General features: G+C 67.8%; 1 protein-coding gene. It reads right to left on the minus strand.

From position 1 onward, the window contains the following. Nucleotides 1-519, minus strand: a 519-nt coding sequence (locus D1012_RS22240; protein ID WP_158569425.1) for an AAA family ATPase, incomplete at both ends; no start/stop codon positions are given.

Consider the following 519-nt stretch of genomic DNA (forward strand, 5'->3'; position numbering starts at 1 on the left):
CGGCGGTCGGCCAGCAGCTTCTCGAAGCGTTGCAGCTGGATGCCGACGATGGAGTCCATCTGCTCGCGGCCGAGGCGCTTGAACAGGATGATCTCGTCGATCCGGTTGAGGAACTCGGGCCGGAAGTGCTTACGCACCACCTCCATGACCAGCGGTCGCACCGCCTCGACGCTGCCGCCCTCGCCGTCGTCGGCGACCGCCTGGCTGGCCAGGAACTCCGAACCCAGGTTCGAGGTCATGATGATCAGGGTGTTGCGGAAGTCGACCGTGCGGCCCTGGCCGTCGGTCAGGCGACCGTCGTCCAGCACCTGCAGCAGCACGTTGAACACGTCGGGGTGGGCCTTCTCGACCTCGTCGAGCAGCACCACGCTGTAGGGCCGGCGCCGCACGGCCTCGGTCAGCACCCCGCCTTCGCCGTAGCCGACGTAGCCGGGCGGCGAGCCCTTCAGCCCCGAGACGCTGTGGGCCTCCTGGTACTCGCTCATGTTGATGGTGACCAGCTTGCGCTCGCCGCCATAC

This window comes from Pseudotabrizicola alkalilacus (assembly GCF_003443995.1).
Taxonomy (GTDB): domain Bacteria; phylum Pseudomonadota; class Alphaproteobacteria; order Rhodobacterales; family Rhodobacteraceae; genus Pseudotabrizicola; species Pseudotabrizicola alkalilacus.